Genomic DNA, 19,003 nt, shown 5'->3' on the forward strand with positions numbered 1-19,003 from the left:
ATTACGCTGATTCAACTTAGTGATCTTGTTCAGGAATCGGTCGACAGATCAACAGCATCCTCCGCCTTCCCCTGCCAGTAGGCGAGGTAGCCGCGGGTAGCGAGTGTGTCGGGGTGGCCTGGCCCCAGCACCCGCAGCCGATCGGCCAACAGATGCTCGAATGCGGCGGCGGCACCCGTCGCGTCCCCTGTCTCCCCCTGCCAGTTGGCAAGGCTATGGCGGGTGCTTAGGGTGTGAGGATGGTCAGGGCCCAGTACCCGCACCATGTGCGGCAGCAGTTCAGCGAAGGCGGCCGCGGCACCAGCCTCATCCCCCGCGACTCCCCGCCCCTGGGCGAGGCTGTACCGGGTGACCAGGATGTTGGAATGATCCGGACTCAGTACTCGTTCCTGGTCGGCCAGCAATTCGGCGAGGGCACGGACAGCCCCGGCCGCATCCCCCGTGATTCCCCGCCATTTGGCGAGGTCGTGCCGGGTTCTCAAGGTCTCGGGGTGGTCCGGTCCCAACACCCGCAGCATGTCCTCCAGTAGCTCGGCGAGGGCGGCGGCCGCCCCGGCCGCATCCCCCGCGACTCCCCGCCAGTGAGCAAGGTCGCTCCGAGCGTCCAGGGTCTTGGAGTGGTCCGGGCCCAGTATCCGTTCGCAGTCGGCCAGCAACTCGGCGAGGGCGCTGACGGCGCTGGCCGGATCCCCCGCCTTCCCCCGCCAATGGGCGAATTCGTTTCGGGCGCTCAAGGTGTCGGGGTGGTCCGGGCCAAGGAGCTGACTGGCGGTATCGGCGAGGTGTTGGTAGTGATCGGCGGCGTCGGTGAACTGCTCGCTGTCGCCGAGGCTTTCCCCAGCGCGGAAGAGCACCCGGCGGCCTTCAGAGTTCCAAAGAATGTGCTGGCTGTGGCGGGTGAGAGCGTCGGTGTTGGCGCGCAGAACCCGAGCGAGATCGAGATTGCGTTCGATGTCGGGCCAAGCTGCAAGCAGGGCGTCGGCGGCGGTGCGGACTGCCTGGTCGTGCTGGTCGGCAGGGAGCTGATCGCGGATGGCACGCTGGGTGAGCTGGTGGACGCGCACCGCCTGATGGGGGGTATCGGGGGTGTGGTTGATCAGGCTGAGGCGGTGTAGGACCCGCAGCGTGCGCACAGCCTCATCTACCGAGACCCGGGCCGACTGGTGGGCGCTGCCGGTGCCGGTGGGAGTGCGACGCTCGGTGACGTGCGCGAGGGCGGGCTGACTGGTGAGGACCGTAGCGGGGATGCCGTTGGGGTCGAGCAGGGCGGCCAACTGGAGCATGGGGCGGGCCAGGCCCGCCGGGCGGATCTGGTTGGCGCGCTCGATGGACAAGGACCAGGTGGCGGCGACGGTGGCGGTCTGGTCGTCGGGTAGTACGCCGGGCTCCGGCAGCAAGTCGGCCAGCTTCCTCAGCCGGTCGGCCAGCAGCTCTCGGTAGGAAGCACAGGTCAGGTCCGCGTCGATGATGTAGGCGGCGGCCTGGGCCAAGGCGAGGGGCAGATATCCCAGGTCCGCGGCGAGGCTGTTGATCTGGTTGGTTGGCTCGTAGCGGTCGTGCGCGGCGAGTACGGCGGTGAAGTAGGCGGCGGCGTCCTGGGGGGTAAACAAGCCCACGGTGACCAGGCGCCGGCTCGCTCCGGCCAGGGCGGCCTCGCGGCGGCGCGTGGTGACCAGGACACGGCCGCGCGGGCTGGCGGGCGGCCACCAGCCGCGTATATCGGCCGGCTCCGCGACGTCGTCCAGTACGACCAGCCACCGGCACGGTTTCTGGCTGGCTTTCGGCTCCAGCCAGGCCAGGAACGCCCGCGCGGCCTGCTCCGGGTCGCTGGGGTCGGCTGCAAGGACCTCTACGCCAGCTTGCGCGTACCCGGCCGTGATCGCTGAGCGGCTACTCGCGGTGATCCACACCAGTACGTCGACCCCGCCGCTGTCCCAGGCAGTGCGGGCGTAGTCGGCAGCCAGCTGGGTCTTGCCCACCCCGCCGGTCCCAGTCAGTACCTGGCTGAGCACCGAGGTACCTCCGCAGTCGACTGCCGTCCGCAACTGGTCAACCTCGGCCCGATGCTGAAAGGACAAGGCGCGGGGCGGCATCACGCCCACTTGGTGCGGCCAGGCGGCTGGTGTACGCGGCGCGGCCTGCTGCACCAGAGTGAAGCTGTCGATCGCCAGGTATCCGGTGTTGGCCAGCCCGCCCTCGCTGGCGGTGGCGGCCCCCGTATGACTCACATGTACCGGGCCGGTGGTCCCTGGACCAGGTCCGGTGTAGCCAGATACCGCCGTGGCGCCGTCGCGGGCGGTGGCATCACCGGTGTCTGCGGCGGCTACTGACGGCCCAGGCGTTGCGTCTGCGGTCTCGGGAGCAGCGCTGGGGTCACCGTCCGGGTCGGGGCGGCGTTTGGGCCATCTCACCATCGGACGAAGATCCTCCTGCATGCTGTGGCCGTCCCGGCCCGGTCAGCTGAAGTCGACGCCCGTGCTTGCGCTGCTGCCGGGCCCGTCCGCGGTAGCGTCCCCGGTCCGTTCCGCCCGAATGGGCTTGCTCCCGGCCTCCTGCGGGCGTCGCACGCCGGTGGACGCCCGGCCTCCACCAGTGGCCTTGGCTTTCCCGGTGTCGACCGCCGCAATCTCGTCTTGTGGGTTGGCGGAGGACTGCATCAAGGCCCACACCAGGGCGCCAATACCAGTGGCGCCCTGGACCGAGGCGGCAACCAGCTGGCCGGTATCCGGACTGTCCAGCAGTCAGAAGAACGGCGTCGATACGGTCAACACAACCGCGACCACCATGACCGTGATCTTCCTACGTCGCGACACGCCCACCTGCCCCCTCCCAGTAGCCGACGAACGCCCGCTCTCAGCAGCATTGGATGAACCCACTGGTAGCACAAGACGCCTCTGCGTAACCACCGGTTCCCCGCTCAACTCGAATACTGCACCGTTAGAACACTGTCTCTTCCCCAGTCCTGCCCCCCTACGAGCGGGTCCGTGCGTACGGGCTCCCGGCGACCGAGGGCAAGAGCGGCGGCCCGAGGTGGCCGGCCTTCGCTCACCGCTACGGCTTCGACCCCACCCGCCCGGTGCAGTGGGAGGTGGAGGCGCTGGAGCCGGCCGAACTCCAGCGCCGCGCCCTGGAGGAGTTCGTCGGCCGGTGGGGCACGGCGGGCGAAACGACAGCCTGAGCACGGCACGGGGTGGCCCGGGCGGCCGAACCACAGGAGGAAGAGGAACCAGACCAGCTGGCTTGGGGCCGGGCTGCTTACGAGGCTGCCCCGGAGTCACCTTGTCGGCCTCTTTCGTCGCGGACGCGTTGGCGTCGCTGAGCCTCCTGCAATGCGCTCTCGTGGAGCAGGGCCGTCTCCGCCGGGCTGCCGGCCCGTGCCCTGATGTCTGCGGCGAGGAGCCGGATGAACGGGTTGCGGCTGCTCTCGCTGTACTCCAGCACGTGCAGGATGGCATCGAGCTCGCCCTGGCGGAGGGGCACATGGATGGGGAAAGCTGAACCAGGCTGGGTCAGGGCCCTGTATACATGTGCTTCCCAGGCCTTCTCACGCGCCCAGCCGACCCGGCCCGAAGGGTTGGTGGAGAACGCGGCAGGGAGGTAGATACGCAGACGCTTGAGGAGTTCGGGGAACCCTTCCCCGTCCTTTCGGTAGTAGGGCCGCTCCACGCTACCCGCCTCGTCGGGGTCGAGGCGGATGGTGTCCAGGAACGCGGCGACGCGCCGTGGCTCGGGCAAGAGGCCGGCCCCCAGCCACCTGGCTCCCTTCAGATACTCGCTCTCGTCGGTCACCCGGTAGAAGCACCAGCCGGATGAGCCAGCCCAGTGCAGTCCGCAGTCACCGCCGTACTGGTCCTGAAACGACTGCGTGAAGTCGACTCCGGCATGGACATCGAAGTACGGATCCTCCGGATCGTCGTAGGGGCCGCAGCTATTGATGCCGCTTACCGGCAGCCCTTCCTTCAGCAGCACTTCCGCGACGGCTGCGGCGTAGTGCCCGGCATGGCGGTCCAGCTCGGCGGAGAGCCGGGGGTTGATCTCGGAACCCAACGGAGGCTCCTTCCTCAAGTCGGTCGCATGATGCTTTCATGGCTACGCGCCACCAAAACCGCCTGACGATAGAGTCGCAGGCACCGGCCTGCCTGTCAGAAGGCGGGCGCGTCGGCGTCGTTCATGGCGGCGCGGCACCACTGCAGGCCGGTGCCGTTCGGCGCGGTGTCGCCCACCTCGTGGAGGACGAGAAGGTGACTGCCCGGCAGAGCTGCGGTCGAGGCCATAGCTGACAGCAATCCGTCGGCCAGCGTGGTGCCGTCTGCTTCGGTGAGTGGCTGGGCCCCCGACCGGTGGGGGCGCGCCTGGTGGTGGACCTCGTCACCGCCCTTGACGACGAGGGTGAGGTACTGGGAGGCACTGCGCTCCCACCTGACCTGCACGATGGTGTCGGCCCGAACCACCCGGCTGCCAGACACGACGCTTTGCGCCCGCACCCACACATCCTGCATCCCCATGAGTCCCTGCCCCTCCTGTGCCGCTGGTCGCGCCGACACTCCGATTCTGCTCTCTCGCGATCAGTGGAGAAGCGGACTCGGGGAAAAGCAGCCGAGCGGGTACGACATGCTAAGGCCCGGGTGCCCCACCCGCGCTTGGGCGAAACTGCTGGGGCTGGTCCGGCAGCACATCCTGGCTCCCGCTCGTACGGCAAACGGCTCGTTCCCTGGGCCGTCGCTGCCCTACCGTCAGCAGCATGAAGCAGAAGGAGACGGTGCAGCTGCCGCCGGACGAGCTCCGGGCAGAGGCTGCGGTCAACGAGGTCCTGGGGACCTGCCGGTTCGACTGTGACGACCAGGCCGAGAACGGCAAGGTGGATTTTCTCCTCGATCCGATTGACGGCGCCGGGCCGAAGGTCGCGCTCGAGGTGTCTTCCATGACCGACCCGAAGGGCCAGAGGCTCTGGGACGCTCTTGAACAGCGTTACGGTGGGCCGACCCCGGGGCTGCAAGGCGACTGGATGGTCCAGTTCACCCCTGGGACGCAGGTCAAGAAGTCGGCTGCAGGACTGGTCGAACTTCTCCAGCGCCTGGAGCGGGAAGACGTGGACAAGATCGGCCTGAACGGCTGGAACGACAGCACCCCATTCGGTGAGTTCCCCACGCCGCAACATGCGGAGAACCTCCGCAAGCTCGCGAACTTCAAGATCGTGAGTGCTCAACGGATACGGAGCGACAAGTCGTCAGGCCAGATCTTCTACTTCGTATCGGGCGCCGGGGTTGCTCGCTCCACCGCCGACACGATCTCCCCCCATATCGACGTCTTCCTCAGCTCCAAGCAGGGGGCGAACAAGGTCGAGAAGCTCGCCCGGCACACCGATCGCGAAGGACATCTCTTTGTTTGGGCTGATCATGGCCAGCTCGACGTCGCCATGGCACTCCGGCAGGGATTCGTTCCGGCTGACAGCCCCGACGTGCCGGACAGCATCCACACCATCTGGTTCGGTTCGCTGACCGCCGACAGGTCCGTGTACCGCTGGACGCGTTCCGGCTGGACCATTCTCACGATCACGTCTTGGGTGCCGGTCTGACCGAAGTCCCAGCTCCGCTTGCTGCGTACGAGACCCCAGGGGTTTGTACGCAGCGAGCGGAGCAGTCAGAGGGCGTGTCCGTGGTGGTCGATGGCGGCGGGGAGTGTGTGGAGGCGTTCGGTGAGGTCGGTTGCGTGGTGGGTGGGGAGTGCGGTGGCGAGTTGGTGGAGGCGGGTGCGGGCGGTGGAGCGGAGCCGGGCGGCGGGGACGTGGTCCAGGACGTGCAGGGCACGCTGGACGGCGTCCTGCGGGGAGCCGGCCGCTTCGGCCTGGGCGAGGACGAGGGTGGCTGCCGCCCAGCCGCCCGTACCGTCCGGGCATGCCGCGCAGGATGCCTCGGCGCGGGTACGGGCCTGCTGGTGCCGCCCAAGGGCGAGGTCGGCTTCGGCCTGGTGGAGGGCGAGTTCGGGTTCGTCGAACCCGAACCTGCCCGGCGCAGTGCCTGACGGGTCGGCCTCCAGTTCCGCCAGCGCTGTGCGCAGGGCCTGGTCGGCCTCGTCGGCGCGGTGCAGGCGGGCAAGGGCCAGCAGCAGCGCCCAGGCGTGCAGCTGTGCCCGGGCCAGGCCGGCCGGGGCGAGACGGGCACCGCGTTCGGCATGGGAGAGAGCGGCGTCGTAACGGCCGGTGGTACGGGCGACCATGCTGCGCGCGCCCCACGCCCACGCGGACAGACGGACATCACCGGTGCGTTCACCCCAGGCCCCTGCCGCGGACAGGTGCGTACGGGCCCCGGCCAGATCGTCCAGGTGGAAAGCCAGATTCCCCAGGAGCGCCGAGAGCCAGCCGACCTGCCGCTGGATATCGACCCCGTACGAAGTACCGGGTCCGGCCTGGACGACCGGGGTGAGGAGCTGGCGGACCTCGTGGACTTCGTTGAACAGGATCTGCGGCGGGTGCTTGGAGTAGTTCAGCGCGTAGTGCTCGACGGCCGCTTCGGCCAGCTCAGCAGTCCCGACGCTGCCCATCGGGTCGGCGAGCAGAGCGAGGTGGAGTGATTCTCGGACAGCGGGCAAACCGGCTGCGGTAGTCATCAGCCCCATCCCTTCCCACGAGCCACTCGGGTACGCGGTCATCTCAGGCCGACCGTACCGGATCACCGCCCGGCCGAAGAGATCATTCGTATGCGGCGCGAGGCAGCGGGCGAGGCCGAGCTGCTCGGGGCGGGCGCCGTAGGCCCGGCACAGCATCACCGTGTACTCCGGACCGGGCCACTCGTCCGCATCGTGTTCCCACCGGCACAGCATCGGTTCCGACAGCCCCGGCGGGAGGAGACCGTCGGCGGCGTAGAGCCCGGCGACCTGAGCGACGCTCTGGGATCGGGACCACCCCAGGGCGAACCGCCACGCCTCCAGGGCGCTCACCTCGGTCAGTGCGTCTTGGATGGTGCGGGCGATGCGTGCGGTGTCGTGCTGCCGGCGCTGGCCGCGCATGCGGATCTGGGCGGCTTCACGCTGAATCTGAGAGCGTCTCGACCGGGTCACTGTGGCCATGGGCGTACCCCCGTACGAATGGCGAGCCAGCCCGTCCACGCTACCGATCCGCGGCCCTGCCCGGGAGAACCCCTGTCATTGCGGGCGGCCCGCAATGATGAGCCGCGAGCACCTCAATGACGGGCCACCAGGACCCGCGTGAAGCTGGGAGTCCAGCCGCCTTCTGCCCCTGACCCGGGCAGGAGGCCGGCCCCTGGTTCCTCTCTGACCTGCCGCTGGAGGATAGAGATGCCGTCGACACCCAGCCCGCTCACCGAACCCGCCCCGCTCACCGCGCTCGCTCCGCTCCTTCAGGAGGTCATCGCCCAAGGGCTGGCCTTCAAGAACAGCGAGGACGTGTTCGCCCGCCGGGCCACCCCGCACGCGCTGCGCGACCTGCTGCTGGAAGACCTGCCCGACCAGCCGGCCACCGCACAGGCCATCTGGGAGGACATCTCGCAGCGCCTGCTGCCGTACTGCGTGAACATGAACAGCCCGCGCTTCATGGGCTTCGGCGACACCGGCGCCGACCCCGCCTCCCTGGTCGCCGGAGTCTTCGCGGTCCTGGCCCAGCAGAACCTGATCAACCAGTCCTTCTGCTCCCCGTCCGGAACCATGGCGGGGATCACCGTGATCCGGTGGCTGCGCGAACTGATCGGCTACCCCACGGTGCCAGCCTCCGAGGTCACGTCGGTGTGGGAGGCCGGAGGAATCACCACCTACGGCGGCACCGGCAGCAACACCACCGCGATGATGCTCGCCCGCGAGCACACGGTTCCCGGCACCCTTGCCGACGGCGTCCGCGACCCGGACCGCTTCGGGCTCGTCGTGCCCCGCGGAGTCGGCCACTACAGCGTCAAGAGCGCGGCCGCATGGACCGGCTGCGGCACCCACCTCATCGAAGTCGACACCGACCACTTCCGCTACGACCTGACCGCCCTCGCCCGCGCCCTCAAGGAACACACCGGCCGCCTGATGGGAGTCGTCGCCTACGCCGGCGACTCCCGCACCCAGACCATCGACCACCTGCGAGCCGTCCACGACACCGTCCGCACAGCAGACCCCTCCGTATGGCTCCACGCCGACGCCTGCTGGGGCCTGATGGCCGCACTCACCCCACGCCGCCACCACCTCCTCGACGGCATCGACCTGTTCGACTCCGTCACCGTCGACCCCCACAAAGTCCTCAACGTCCCCTACGCCACATCCGCGCTCCTCGTACGCGACCCGGCCTCCCTGCGCATGGTCTCCTCCTACTCCGACCTGATCATGCAAGAGGACTACGCCTTCGGACAGGTCACCCCGCAGCTCGGCACCAAGGAGTGGACCAGCCTGCGCGCCTGGGCCGCACTGCGCTCCCAGGGCCGACAGGGACTGACCCGGATGATGGACGAACGTCTGGACCGCACAAAACCGTTCACGGCGCTCGTGGACGCCCACCCGCAACTGATACGGCTGCACGACCCGGACCTGTGCGCGGTGGCGTTCTGCTACCTGCCGCCCGGAACCCACCCCGGCAACGCCACCGACACACAGGTGGCCCGGCTCAACGAGGTGAACCGGGCCATCCACCACCGCCTGATGGACGAAGGCCGCTGGCACCTGCACCAGTTCACCCTCCCCGACGACCCCGGACACATCCGGCGCGGAGCCGTCCTGGCCCCGCTGCGGTTCATGTCCATCAACCCCCGCATCACCACCACCCACATGCACGACGTCCTGGACTACGTCACCCGCCTGGGCCAGGAGGCATCCCGGTGACCCCCGCACCGACCCCGGCCCCCACGCTCCTGCTGGAAGCAGCCGACCTGCTGCCCGACCCCGACGGCTACGCACTCGCCTACGGATCCCACGCCACCAACACACACCAACCCACCTCAGACCTCGACCTCCTCTACACCGGCCGCCACCCACTGGACGACGCCGACCTGGCCGCGCTCACTGCCGCAGTCGTGGCACTGCACCACCGGCACGGCCTGGACCTGGACGAGGAAGTCCCCTACGCCGTGAAGCTGTACGCCACCAGCGACCAAGTCGACCTGGCCGCCACCCTCGCCGGATTCCAAACCTGCTGGGGCACCCCGCCCCCGACAGTCCGCGAAGCCTGGTTCCTGAGCACCGACACCTTCCGGCTGCGCCTGGTCTTCAACGTACTCACCAGCCCCCACGTCTTCCTCGGCGGGAACCTCACCGCCTACTACCGGCAGGTGCGCACCGCGGAACGCTCCGCCGCCACCCTCGCCCAGTCCCTGACCGCCCACGACGGCCCCCCAACCCTCCAGGAGGCATGGACGGCTCTGTGGCGGGCCCCCGACGGCCGCACCGGGAAGGACTACCTCGGCTACCTCGTGCCCCCGCACCTGCTGTCCGTCCTCAACCGCGGCCTGACCGACCACCACCGCACCCCCGCACCTCAGCCGAGCCGGTAGTCGACCCACCGCCTGCCGGCCTCCGCCGCCCGGCCCCGGTACGCACCCAGCGCACCCCCGGGGCCGTGTGCGTGGTGCCAGGACCAGTAGCCGGTGATCGCCACCGCGAACACACTCACCACCTCGGGATCCACCACCCGCCAGGCCGGCACCCGGGAAGCCAGCGCCGCCTCCGCCCCGCCCGGGCTGTGCCCAGCAAGGATCAACTGAGGAACGAAGAACGCCGCATCCACCCACGCCGCACCACGCGCGCCCCAGGACCAGTCCAGGATCCGAATCCGTCCTGTGCCGGTCTCCGCGAGCATGTTGTCCGCACGCAGATCACAGTGAACCAGCGTGTCCCCGACACTCTCCTTCACCAGCCGGTCAGGGTCGTCCAGCTCCACCAGCCGGGCACTCCGTGACGCGGCCCAGGAGCTCTGCTCCTCAGACCCGGCCGGGGCGGCAGCGAGCCGGGCCCAGTGGCCGGCCAACGAGGCCAGCGTCTCCCTGACCGGCCCGACACCTGGAGCAGGGCACGGCGTCAGCTCCTGCTCCAGCGCACCAACCGCGTCCAGGACACCGTTCAGGTCCGCAGACCCGGGCCGCAGATCGGGCTCCCGACCCCGGACCGGCTCGAAGGCGTTGACGATCCATCCGCCCACCTCCACCGACCACACGAGCCGGGGCGCGACCACAGTCGACAAGTACTTCCCGACAACCGCTTCCGCCCGGTAGTGCGACGCCATGCGCGCGGCGAGGCCGACTGCCTTGAGGAACACCTCACTGCCGTCCGCGCACCCCACCCGCACTGCAAGCCCCTGCGTGAAGCCACCCTTTGGATAGAAGACCTCCACCACCGATGAGCCGAGCCGCTCCTGCACTGCAGCCTGCACCTCAAGCGGCAGATCATCCCACCGCGCCCGTACCGAAACGGTGTTCACGAAGATCCCCTTCGCTTGCTTGGACGATGTGCGGGACGTCAAGATCGACGAGCAATTGTCAAAACTTGTGGATTGGCGCCCCTTGGCATCGATCGTGATCGTTCGCCAAGTGATCTTGGCCAGCCTCAGGTTTCTGGCGCTTGATTCTGACGGGCCTCCCGTCGTCGTTCGGCAGCTGTCCGGACTTCTGCCGGGGCACGCTCGTGGTCGACCGGTGGAGGCTGGAACTGGCCCGGGGCGAGCCGGACATGCTTCTGCCAGGAGTCCTGCCAGAACTCCACCGTCCAGCCTGGCCATCGCTTTGGCATCTCGTATGCTTCGGCTGCCGCCCCCAGCACCCACCAGCCGACCCGGCGCTGCAGCGGATCGATGTGGATGCCGGCATCGGCGGATACTCGGCACAATCCGTGTTCGGGGCCGCCCAACAGCCGGTCGAGCAGTGCGGTCCCCTCCCGGATCGGGTGGTCGGCCACGTTCGCCACCACGTAGCAGCGGTCAGACCCGACAGTCACCACCGCGGCCATCGGTTCGAGGTCCGCCAGGTCCTCGTCCTCCGGGTCCAGTAACGGTCCGCAGTAAGTGTCGCGCCCGCGGTCACGCACGTGTTCCGGGTCAAGTCCCAGGTAAGTCCGCAGCTCGGCGGGGCCGTCGTATGCCCACCGCACGTCCCACCCCGGCCAGGCTTCCCGCAGCAGTTCCAGGGTCGCGGCCCGGTACCGCATCACGGTGCTCGGCCCGTCCCAGGCGAACAGCAGCAGCACCTTCCGGCCGAGGTCGATCAGCGCCGCTCCCTGGCAGAACACGTCGTCCAGCCACCAGCCGTCCGCCCCCAGGCGCTGGACCATCGAGAGCGCTTCGGTCGGTCCCGCCAGCAGGTCGAGGTCGAGACCATCCGCACCCCAGCGGGAGAGATACAGCTCACACTCACCGCTTTCGCGGACAACGACAAAGTTCGCACGATCGGACACTCAGTCAGAATTGCAGGCGTCGGCAGCAGGATGCCACCCAATTGACGCCCCCTGCATGGTCACCATGCGGGAGTTGGATGGATCTGGACATCGCGATCAGGCCGCGGCGGTCTGCTCGCGTTCGGCCAGGATGCCCCGCTCGAAATGGGCTCCGGCCCAGACCAGGACGACGAGGTGGGGTGCGGTGATGGCTCGCCAGCGTGCCTGGGCGGACTCGACGAGCTTGAAGACCATGGCGAGGGCGGCAGCGGGGCTGCCGGCGCCGCGGGTGACCTTGGTCCGGAGCTTGACCGTGGAGAAGGTCGACTCGATCGGGTTCGTGGTCCGCAGGTGGATCCAGTGCTCGGCCGGGAAGTCGTAGAACGCCAGCAGTTCGTCCACCTCACCGGTGACCTTCGCCGTGGCCTTGGGCCACTTCGCCCCGTACGCCTTCTCGAACGCCGTGACCGCCTTCTCGGCATGGTCGCGGTCCTCAGCGTTGCAGATCTCCTGCAGCGCCTTCTTCGCTCCCGGCTGCGCGGACTTCGGCAGTGCGCTCATGACATTGCGGGTTTTGTGAACCCAACACCTTTGGTGTCTGGCCTGCGGGAACACCTCCGCCAGAACTCACCACAGCCCCATCGCTCCGTCCCCGACCACGAGCATCGGATCGCGCATGCCGCGCCGGCGGCAGTCCCGCAGCAGATCCGCCCACGACTCGGTCGACTCCCGCAGCCCCTCGTCGACCGCGATCAGCTCCTTGGTGCCATCCACGCGCACACCCATCAAGACCAGCAGGCAGGAATGCACCTGAGAGAGCCGGATCTTGGGGTGGATACCGTCGGCCCACACATACACGTAGTCGGATCCGGCCAGGTCACGAGTCTGGAAGGTGGCGTGCTCGGCGGTCCACTGCTTCGTCAGCCGGGTCACCGTCGCCGGCGACAGACCGGCCGTGCCGCCCATGAACTGCTCGAGTGCGGGCACGAAGTCGCCCGAGGACAGGCCATGGAGGTAGAGCAGCGGCAGGACCTCACTGACCTTCGGAGACTTCCGGCACCACGGCGCCAGAATCTTCGAAGAGAACCGTTTGCGCTCACCCGTCTCGGCGTCGACCCGCCGGTCGTTGACCCGCGGCGCCGCCACCTCGACGGGCCCGGCAGCAGTGGTGACGGTCCTCGGCCGGTGACGGCCGTTGCGGACCACCAGCCGACGGCCGGCCTCGTCCCGCCGACCGGCAAGCTCGGCTATGTACTGCTCGACCTCCGCCTCCAGGGCGGCGGCGAGCATCCGCCGGGCGCCTTCCCGAACGATCTCATCGATCAAAGAAGTATCAGTCTCGGTGATGCCGTCTTCGTTCACTACGCTGAGCACGGGCGTGCCTTCCCAGCCCACGTTCGCAACGCGGGCCTACTCGGTGACCTTGAGTCGATCACCCGGGAAGGTACGCCCTCCACGCTTCACGAGGCCCCCGCCCCAGGCAGATCCACAAGTTCTGAGCATTGCTCCAGAATCGTGTTTCCGAGCGGGACAGGGTCTTGGCATACGTCTCGCGCCGCCCGGTGAACCGCTGAAGAGGCCGCCACTGCTTGAGTGCGGCGTTGGCGTGCTCGACGCGGATGCGTGCCGAGGACTGGCGGCGTCGCTGCTCGCGCCAGGCGTGCTGCTCGCCCAGCGGGGCGTCGTCCTTCGGCTTCTTCGGTGGGGCGCTGACCTGGCCGGGGAACTCGTTGGCCAGGCCTCGGTAGCCCTCGTCGACCTCGGCCTTCACGGTCGGGTGCTGGCGGAACTGTTCGGCGATGCCCTCGGTGCGGGTGGCTGTCTGGTCGTGCATCCGGCCCGGCCGCACGATGCCGCTGAATAGTGTGCGGCCTTGGCCGTCGCTGAAGGTGGTGGTCTTGATGGTGTTCTGCTTCTTCTTGCCGGAGACGAACGCCTTGCGGCCGGGGCGTCCCGCGCGCGGGCGGCGGACCTGCACCTCCGTGCCGTCGATCCGCACATCCACTCCCTCGGCGGCGGCGCAGGCGAACAGGTCCTCCAGCGTGCGCAGTCGCAATCCGGGGCGGTGTCGGGGACGGCGAATCCACAGGAGGCCAGCAGCCGTCGGACTTCGCGGATCGCCCCGGACACGGTGGAGCGGTCCACCCCGTACAACTGGGTCAGCGCCGCGTGCGGCAGCTCCAGGCGCAGGTGTACCAGCGTGGCCAAAAGCCGGTCGGCGAACACCAGGCGCGGTTTGGGACCGGCTCCGGCCGCCCGCCGCCGGTCCCCGCCGCGCCGTTCGCGCAGTGCCGATTCCCGGGCGGCTTCCCATTTCGGGGCCAGCTCTTCGAGCAACTCGCCGAAGTGCGCGCGTAAGACCCCGGACAGGGCAGGATGGGAACAGGCCGCACGGGCCCAGGTAAGCGTCACAACTCACCCAACCCGTGCGGCCCTTGCCATGTCACGGCCCGGCCAGCCCTTTCCTCCTCAACCGGGCAGGTCGCCTGCCATGATTCTCGCCATGCGCGCACAGATCATCCCGGCCGACATGACGGACATCCACCAGGTTCTTGCTGATCACCCCCGATACTGGGGAGACCGCGACCTCCGGTCGCTGCACCTTCTGGCGCTGGTGCACGAGTTCGGTGAAACCTGTCTGGTCGCCCGAGCCGATGACGGTATCCACGGGTACGTCATCGGATTCGTCGCCCCGAGCGGCACCGGGTACGTCCACCTGATCGCCACCCGAGACGATGCCCGTGGCACCGGCCTCGGACGCCGCCTGTACACGGCATTCGCCGCCGCCGCGCACAGTCAAGGCGCGCTGCGATTGAAGGCGATCACCTCACCCGGCAACACCAGCTCGATCGCATTCCATCGCCGCCTCGGCTTCGATGTGAAGATCGTCGATGACTACAACGGTCCCGGCCAAGCCAGGGTCGTCTTCCACCATGGTCTGCCGTTCGAAACAGCTCAACCCTGACGGCCAGCCGTCCCATCACCGGCAATTGCTCCCCAAGTCATAACCGTCACCGATGACCGGGCCCGCCGACCTGACGGCCGGCGGACCCACCGCTGTCAGGCCATCGAGCGCAACTGGTCCAGTTCGCTGCTGATCGCTTCCCGCAGCACATCATGCTGCGGACCGAGCCCGAACTGCTCGTCACTCCACCGTTCACGCGGATAGAGCCACACCGGAGTACCCACCACATCGGCCGGCTCCCACTCGAACCGCGGCCACACATGCGCATGCAGGAACGGGTCAGTGTTCCCCAGGATCTCCAGGTTCACTCGTCGGAAAGCCGGGTCCAGCCGCCGACAGGCCCGCTCAACCGCTTCACCAAGCTGGTCCATATCAGACAGGAACGACAGCCGCTTTGCCTTCGGCAGGTCGGACAGCCGCTGCACATTCGGTTCATCCACGAGAAGAACCGAGTATCCCGGCAGGAACTGAACGTCCCCGATCACCGCGAACCCCGACGTCAACCGCCGCAAGACAGTGGGGTTCTCACCCCGCAGAGCCGTCCCGATCCGGTCCATACGCCAATCACCAGTCATGGCCAGAACCTACATGCCGGTGATCAAGGGCTGCTCTTCGCGCTCGCTGCCCATGTCATCGTCCGCGCGCTGACCGGCACAGGCGAGGCCGAACGCTCCATTCGCGCCCTCGTCATCGCCGCCGTCGGCGTCAAGGAAGGCCGCGCCGCCTGGCAGGGCAAAGGCTGCTGCGCATTCCTTGCTGCGCCTACAGCCGGGGCAGTCTCTGCGGCAGCGGACGCGTGCGGTTGTCCCTCCGGATCCGACTGCTGCTGACGCTCCCGCCCGAGCCCGTACCGGTCGAAGCCACAGTGTGATGGTGACGTCGACCGATACTTGGGCCTCCGGTCGATAGATGGGCGGCCTTCACTCACCGGATGGAATCAGTGAGGCAGGGCACCCGGGTCGGTCGCCCAGCCGGTGTCGGCGCGGTCGCTCAGCTCGAACGACAGGGAGCCGCCTCGGCGCACGAACGAGCCGTCCACCCAGGAGGACTCGTGCTTCCTGTCGTCGAGGCTCACCGAGTCCACGTACAGGTTGGTGCGGGATGCCTGGGGTGCGTCGATCGTGATCTCCTCCCGGTTCCCGGCGCCCGCGATGACGGCGTGCGGGAAGACCGGAGTGCCCAGCAGCAGGTCGGCCGAGCCCGGCGCCTTCGGGTAGATGCCGAGCGCCGCGAAGACGTACCACGCCGACATGGTGCCGAGGTCGTCGTTGCCGGGGAGGCCTGCGGGACCCGTCCCGTACACGGTGTCGAGGATCTGGCGGACGGTTTCCTGGGTCTTCCACGGCTTGCCGAGTGCGTTGTACAGCCACGGAGCGTGGATGCCCGGCTCGTTGGTGGGGTCGTAGCGCAGCGCGTCGCCGCCGCGGATGGACCAGGAGCCGTCGGGCTTGTGGAAGAAGTCGTCCAGGCGGGCCGCTGTCTTGTCGTGTCCGCCCATGGCGGTGGCGAGCCCCTGGACGTCCTGCGGCACCATCCACAGATAGGTGGCGGCGCTGCCCTGGGCGAAGCCGAGTTGGGAGGCGGGGGTGAACGGGGTCACCCAGGAACCGTCGGCGTTGCGGGCCTGGATGTAGCCGGCGGTCGGGGTGGCGGCGGGGTTGAACACGTTCCGCCAGTAACCGCCGCGCTCGCTCAGCGTCTTGTACTCCTCGTCGCGGCCCAGCTGCTTGGCCCACTGTGCGAGAGCCGCGTCGGCGACGGAGTCCTCGAGTGTCTCGGCGGCGCCGCCCCAGCAGTGGCACTGATCCTGGGCGGCGTAGCCGGACTTCATGTACTGGGCGAGGTTGGGACGATTACCCTCGCACTGGCCCGGGCAGCCGGCGTCCGACAGCCCGGAGGGGTGCGGCACGGTGGCCTGGCGGTAGAGGGAGTCGAAAGCACCCTGGACGTCGAAGTTGCGCACGCCCATGGCGTAGAACGTCGCCAGGGTGGCCGCCGAGGGATCGCCGGTCATCACGTGGGTGGCGCCGCTGATGTGCACCCAGCGGTCCCAGACCCCGCCGTTCTGCTGCGCGAAGTTGTACAGCGACTGGGCGAAGTCGCCCGCGATGCGTGGTTCGAGCAGGGCGAGGAGCTGCACCTGGGCCCGGTACTGGTCCCAGCCGGAGAAGTTGCTGTACTGCCCCTTCTGGCCGCGTGCGAGCGCGTGGACCTTGCGGTCCATGCCCACATAGGTGCCGTCGCGGTCGCTGATCAGGTTGGGCTGCTGCAGAGCGTGGTAGAGGGCGGTGTAGAAAGCGGTACGGCGGGCCTCGTCGCCCCCGCTGATCTTCACGGACTTCAGCGCACGGTCCCAGGCACCCTTCCCGGCCTTCGCCACGTCCTCGACGCCCGCGGTCGGGGCGATCTCGCCGCGCAGGTTCGCCTCCGCACCGGCCAGGGAGACGTACGAGATCCCGATGCGCATGCGGACATCGTTGTCATCCGCCGTGTCGAAGGAGACGTAACCGCCGGAGCCCCGGCCTGCCCGGGCCGCGCCGGTCAGGTAGCCCTCGCCGCCGTCGGCGCTGGTGGACCCGGGGGAGAGCTGGTCGTCGTGCCAGGTCCCCACGCCGGAGAAGCCGCGGTCGAAGGCGGCGGTGAAGTACAGGCGGTAGTAGCTCTTGCGGTTGTTGTTGGGGGTGCCGCCGTTGGCGCGCCGGCCGCAGAACGCGCCGGTCTCCACCCAGCCGGTGACCTTGTTGTGCGCGGTGTCGATGTCGACGTGGGCGTCCTCGCTGCCGTTCAGGGAGTTGGAGACCCGGAACAGCAGGTTGGCGGGCTTGTCCTTGGGGAAGGTGAAGTCGGCCACGCCGGCTCGCTCGCTGACCGCCAGGTCGGTGGTGACACCCGAGTCGAGACCCACCCGGTAACGGCCCGGATCGGCCGTCTCGTTGGTGTGCGAGAAGTTCGCCGCGTACTTCGCGTCCTTGGTGTCGGCGGTGGGTGAGGAATCGACAGCGCCGGCGAACGGCATGATGGGCACGTCACCGGCTGCTCCGGGGTGACACCCCGCGCCGTTGACGTGAGTGAGGGAGAAGCCCCGCAGGCGGGTGGTGTTGTAGGAGTATCCGTTGGCGGCGGCGGTGTTGGTTTGGTCGCCCGCGGTGCTGGTGGGCGACCAGGCGATCATCCCGAAAGGCACATTGGCGCCAGGGTAGGTGTTGCCGCCGTTGCTGGTGCCGATGAGCGGGTCCACGTACTGAACGGGGTGAGGAACCGGGGCCGCCGCGGTGGAGTCGGCGATTGCTGCGGGACTTCCCAGGAGCGGGAGGAGCAGCCCTGCCGAGATCACGGCGACGGCGGTGGCCGGACGACGGTCCCGTGTTCTCCGGAACTTTTGCATGATGAAGCACTTCCTTTTTGTGCGTACTTGGTATTCCGGGCTGTCCTTGTGGAGTCCAGTTCCCGGAACGATCGTGAAGATAGAAAGGGCGCGCAGGTACGGCAAGGCCCCCGGTGTTACTTCGGATGAATTCGTCGTGAACCGTGGCATGTCGAGGTGCGAGGGGGCTCGTTAAGGGGTTGCGTGAGCGAGTCCGGCCGTAGCACGGAACACCGTTCCCTCTCCGCTGAGCCGGAGTGTGTCGCCTGCGGGAGCGTACACAGCGCGGCCGGGGCCGAGCCCCAGCGAGTGCTTTTCCGAGGCGACGGTCGCTTCACCCCGGACACAGAGCACGATCTGGGGCGCGTCGGCCGTGAGCGCGCGCGGCGCCTCTGTTCGTACGAGGTCGAACCGCGAGAGTCTGAAGTCGTCGACAGGGGCCGGGTACACGTGCTCCCCGGTCGCCGCGTCCCACCGCGCGGTGACGGCTCGGACAGGGAACGCGGTGAAATGGACGATCTCCAGTGAGCCTTTTCCAACCTCACGCTGACGCGTGGTGAAGGACGAGGACGGCCTGGACGATCGCGGTGATGCGGTTGGTGCTGCAGCGGAGCTTCCGTAGGAGGCGCCAGCCCTTCAGGGTAGCCATGGCCTGCTCGCCGAGGCAGCGGATCTTGGCGTGTGTGTTGTTGTGGCGGCGCTGCCACCGTTTGAGGCGACGGCCGCGGAAGGGCACCCGGATGGAGCCGCCCGCGCCCTGGTATGCCTTGTCGGCCCAGCACTTGAGTCCGGCGTCGGTGAGTGCTTCGACGATGCCGTGGGTGCGGGCGGCGGTCAGGTCATGGGTGGAGCCGGGAAGTGCGGGTGAGGCCCACAGCAGGCGGCCGAACGGGTCGGTGAGGACTTGAACGTTCACGCCGTGCTGCTTGTGTTTGCCCGAGTAGTACGGGGTGTCGGCGGCGATCCGGTCGATCGGCAGCAGGGTGCCGTCCGGGATCACGAACGCCTTGGTCCGTGCGATGCACATCGCCTCGGCCGGGGTGGGCGCGAGGGCGGCCAGTACGTCGACGGCTTCGCGTATGCAGCGGTACGCGGTGGCGATGCCGATACCGAACCCGGCCGCGAGCTGGGTGCAGGTGTCGCCGCACCTCAGGTGGGCCAGGGCGAGGAGGGCCTGCCGTCCGGCGGTGAGCCTCCGCCATCGGGTCCCGATCTCCCCCTGCCGGACAGCGAGGTGTCCGGCAAGGCACCGCAACGTGCGACTGGGCAGGTCGATCGAATGGGGTCTCCCCTGCTCGAGCGAAGCCGAGAGCTTGGGGATGGGTGGACAA

General features: G+C 68.6%; 15 protein-coding genes and 2 pseudogenes. 4 read left to right on the top strand and 13 right to left on the bottom strand.

The genetic code is table 11. The features are described from left to right. Positions 1-29 precede the first annotated feature (29 nt). The 3 genes from ACWCXX_RS34710 to ACWCXX_RS34720 form a co-directional block, all read right to left on the bottom strand. Positions 30-2,228 (bottom strand): tetratricopeptide repeat protein, encoded by a 2,199-nt coding sequence (locus ACWCXX_RS34710; protein WP_451134309.1) that lies wholly within the window; start codon positions 2,226-2,228, stop codon positions 30-32. 1,027 nt (positions 2,229-3,255) lie between these two features. After that, positions 3,256-4,047 carry a DUF6292 family protein gene (locus ACWCXX_RS34715; protein ID WP_451134311.1) on the bottom strand — a complete coding sequence of 264 codons (792 nt, stop codon included), beginning with the start codon at positions 4,045-4,047 and terminating at the stop codon, positions 3,256-3,258. Between the two features lie 95 nt (positions 4,048-4,142). Then, a complete protein-coding gene (locus tag ACWCXX_RS34720; protein WP_451134313.1) occupies positions 4,143-4,505 on the bottom strand; it encodes a hypothetical protein in 363 nt (120 codons plus the stop codon). A 236-nt stretch (positions 4,506-4,741) separates the two neighbouring features. Here ACWCXX_RS34720 and ACWCXX_RS34725 point away from each other — a divergent pair, with 236 nt between their 5' ends. Beyond that, positions 4,742-5,575: a hypothetical protein gene (locus ACWCXX_RS34725; RefSeq protein ID WP_451134315.1), complete on the top strand. Its 834-nt coding sequence runs from the start codon at positions 4,742-4,744 to the stop codon at positions 5,573-5,575. 65 nt (positions 5,576-5,640) lie between these two features. Here the strand turns inward: ACWCXX_RS34725 and ACWCXX_RS34730 are convergent, their stop codons facing one another. Beyond that, on the bottom strand, positions 5,641-7,005 hold the full coding sequence (locus ACWCXX_RS34730; protein ID WP_451134317.1) for a Twin-arginine translocation pathway signal: 1,365 nt from the start codon (positions 7,003-7,005) through the stop codon (positions 5,641-5,643). A gap of 288 nt (positions 7,006-7,293) precedes the next feature. On the opposite strand from ACWCXX_RS34730, the gene ACWCXX_RS34735 reads away from it, so the two are divergent. Further along, a complete protein-coding gene (locus ACWCXX_RS34735; RefSeq protein ID WP_451134319.1) occupies positions 7,294-8,805 on the top strand; it encodes a pyridoxal phosphate-dependent decarboxylase family protein in 1,512 nt (503 codons plus the stop codon). Beyond that, positions 8,802-9,473, top strand: coding sequence for a hypothetical protein (locus tag ACWCXX_RS34740; protein ID WP_451134321.1), 672 nt, complete (start codon positions 8,802-8,804; stop codon positions 9,471-9,473). Before ACWCXX_RS34735 ends, ACWCXX_RS34740 begins: the two co-directional genes overlap by 4 nt. Here the strand turns inward: ACWCXX_RS34740 and ACWCXX_RS34745 are convergent. The 5 genes and pseudogenes from ACWCXX_RS34745 to ACWCXX_RS34765 form a co-directional block, all read right to left on the bottom strand. Then, on the bottom strand, positions 9,458-10,438 hold the full coding sequence (locus ACWCXX_RS34745; protein WP_451134323.1) for a phosphotransferase: 981 nt from the start codon (positions 10,436-10,438) through the stop codon (positions 9,458-9,460). The genes ACWCXX_RS34740 and ACWCXX_RS34745 overlap by 16 nt on opposite strands. Positions 10,439-10,521: 83 nt before the next feature. Then, positions 10,522-11,364: a hypothetical protein gene (locus ACWCXX_RS34750; protein ID WP_451134325.1), complete on the bottom strand. Its 843-nt coding sequence runs from the start codon at positions 11,362-11,364 to the stop codon at positions 10,522-10,524. Positions 11,365-11,460: 96 nt separating this feature from the next. Next, a pseudogene (locus ACWCXX_RS34755) lies at positions 11,461-12,717 on the bottom strand (IS256 family transposase). A gap of 58 nt (positions 12,718-12,775) precedes the next feature. After that, on the bottom strand, positions 12,776-13,399 hold the full coding sequence (locus tag ACWCXX_RS34760; protein WP_451134327.1) for a transposase family protein: 624 nt from the start codon (positions 13,397-13,399) through the stop codon (positions 12,776-12,778). Positions 13,400-13,485: 86 nt separating this feature from the next. Then, positions 13,486-13,755 (bottom strand): annotated as a pseudogene (locus ACWCXX_RS34765) (transposase family protein); the annotation flags it as partial. 79 nt (positions 13,756-13,834) lie between these two features. Here ACWCXX_RS34765 and ACWCXX_RS34770 point away from each other — a divergent pair. Beyond that, a complete protein-coding gene (locus ACWCXX_RS34770) occupies positions 13,835-14,308 on the top strand; it encodes an N-acetyltransferase family protein (RefSeq protein WP_451134329.1) in 474 nt (157 codons plus the stop codon). Between the two features lie 95 nt (positions 14,309-14,403). Here ACWCXX_RS34770 and ACWCXX_RS34775 read toward each other — a convergent pair whose 3' ends face one another. The 4 genes from ACWCXX_RS34775 to ACWCXX_RS34790 form a co-directional block, all read right to left on the bottom strand. Then, positions 14,404-14,883, bottom strand: a complete 480-nt coding sequence (locus ACWCXX_RS34775; protein WP_451134331.1) for an HIT family protein — start codon at positions 14,881-14,883, stop codon at positions 14,404-14,406. 362 nt (positions 14,884-15,245) lie between these two features. Next, positions 15,246-17,693 (bottom strand): GH92 family glycosyl hydrolase, encoded by a 2,448-nt coding sequence (locus tag ACWCXX_RS34780; protein ID WP_451134333.1) that lies wholly within the window; start codon positions 17,691-17,693, stop codon positions 15,246-15,248. A 171-nt stretch (positions 17,694-17,864) separates the two neighbouring features. Then, a complete protein-coding gene (locus tag ACWCXX_RS34785; protein ID WP_451134335.1) occupies positions 17,865-18,122 on the bottom strand; it encodes a hypothetical protein in 258 nt (85 codons plus the stop codon). 91 nt (positions 18,123-18,213) lie between these two features. After that, positions 18,214-18,993, bottom strand: coding sequence for a transposase family protein (locus ACWCXX_RS34790; RefSeq protein ID WP_451134337.1), 780 nt, complete (start codon positions 18,991-18,993; stop codon positions 18,214-18,216). Between the last annotated feature and the right edge of the window lie 10 nt (positions 18,994-19,003).

The sequence above is a fragment of the Streptomyces sp. NPDC001732 genome, from assembly GCF_053596315.1.

Excerpts from the sequence above, each read along its gene's own strand:
- ACWCXX_RS34720 (WP_451134313.1), bottom strand. The coding sequence starts at position 4,505 with ATGGGGATGCAGGATGTGTGGGTGCGGGCGCAAAGCGTCGTGTCTGGC.
- ACWCXX_RS34725 (WP_451134315.1), top strand. The coding sequence starts at position 4,742 with ATGAAGCAGAAGGAGACGGTGCAGCTGCCGCCGGACGAGCTCCGGGCA.
- ACWCXX_RS34730 (WP_451134317.1), bottom strand. The coding sequence starts at position 7,005 with ATGCGCGGCCAGCGCCGGCAGCACGACACCGCACGCATCGCCCGCACC.
- ACWCXX_RS34735 (WP_451134319.1), top strand. The coding sequence starts at position 7,294 with ATGCCGTCGACACCCAGCCCGCTCACCGAACCCGCCCCGCTCACCGCG.
- ACWCXX_RS34770 (WP_451134329.1), top strand. The coding sequence starts at position 13,835 with ATGATTCTCGCCATGCGCGCACAGATCATCCCGGCCGACATGACGGAC.
- ACWCXX_RS34775 (WP_451134331.1), bottom strand. The coding sequence starts at position 14,883 with ATGACTGGTGATTGGCGTATGGACCGGATCGGGACGGCTCTGCGGGGT.
- ACWCXX_RS34780 (WP_451134333.1), bottom strand. The coding sequence starts at position 17,693 with ATGCAAAAGTTCCGGAGAACACGGGACCGTCGTCCGGCCACCGCCGTC.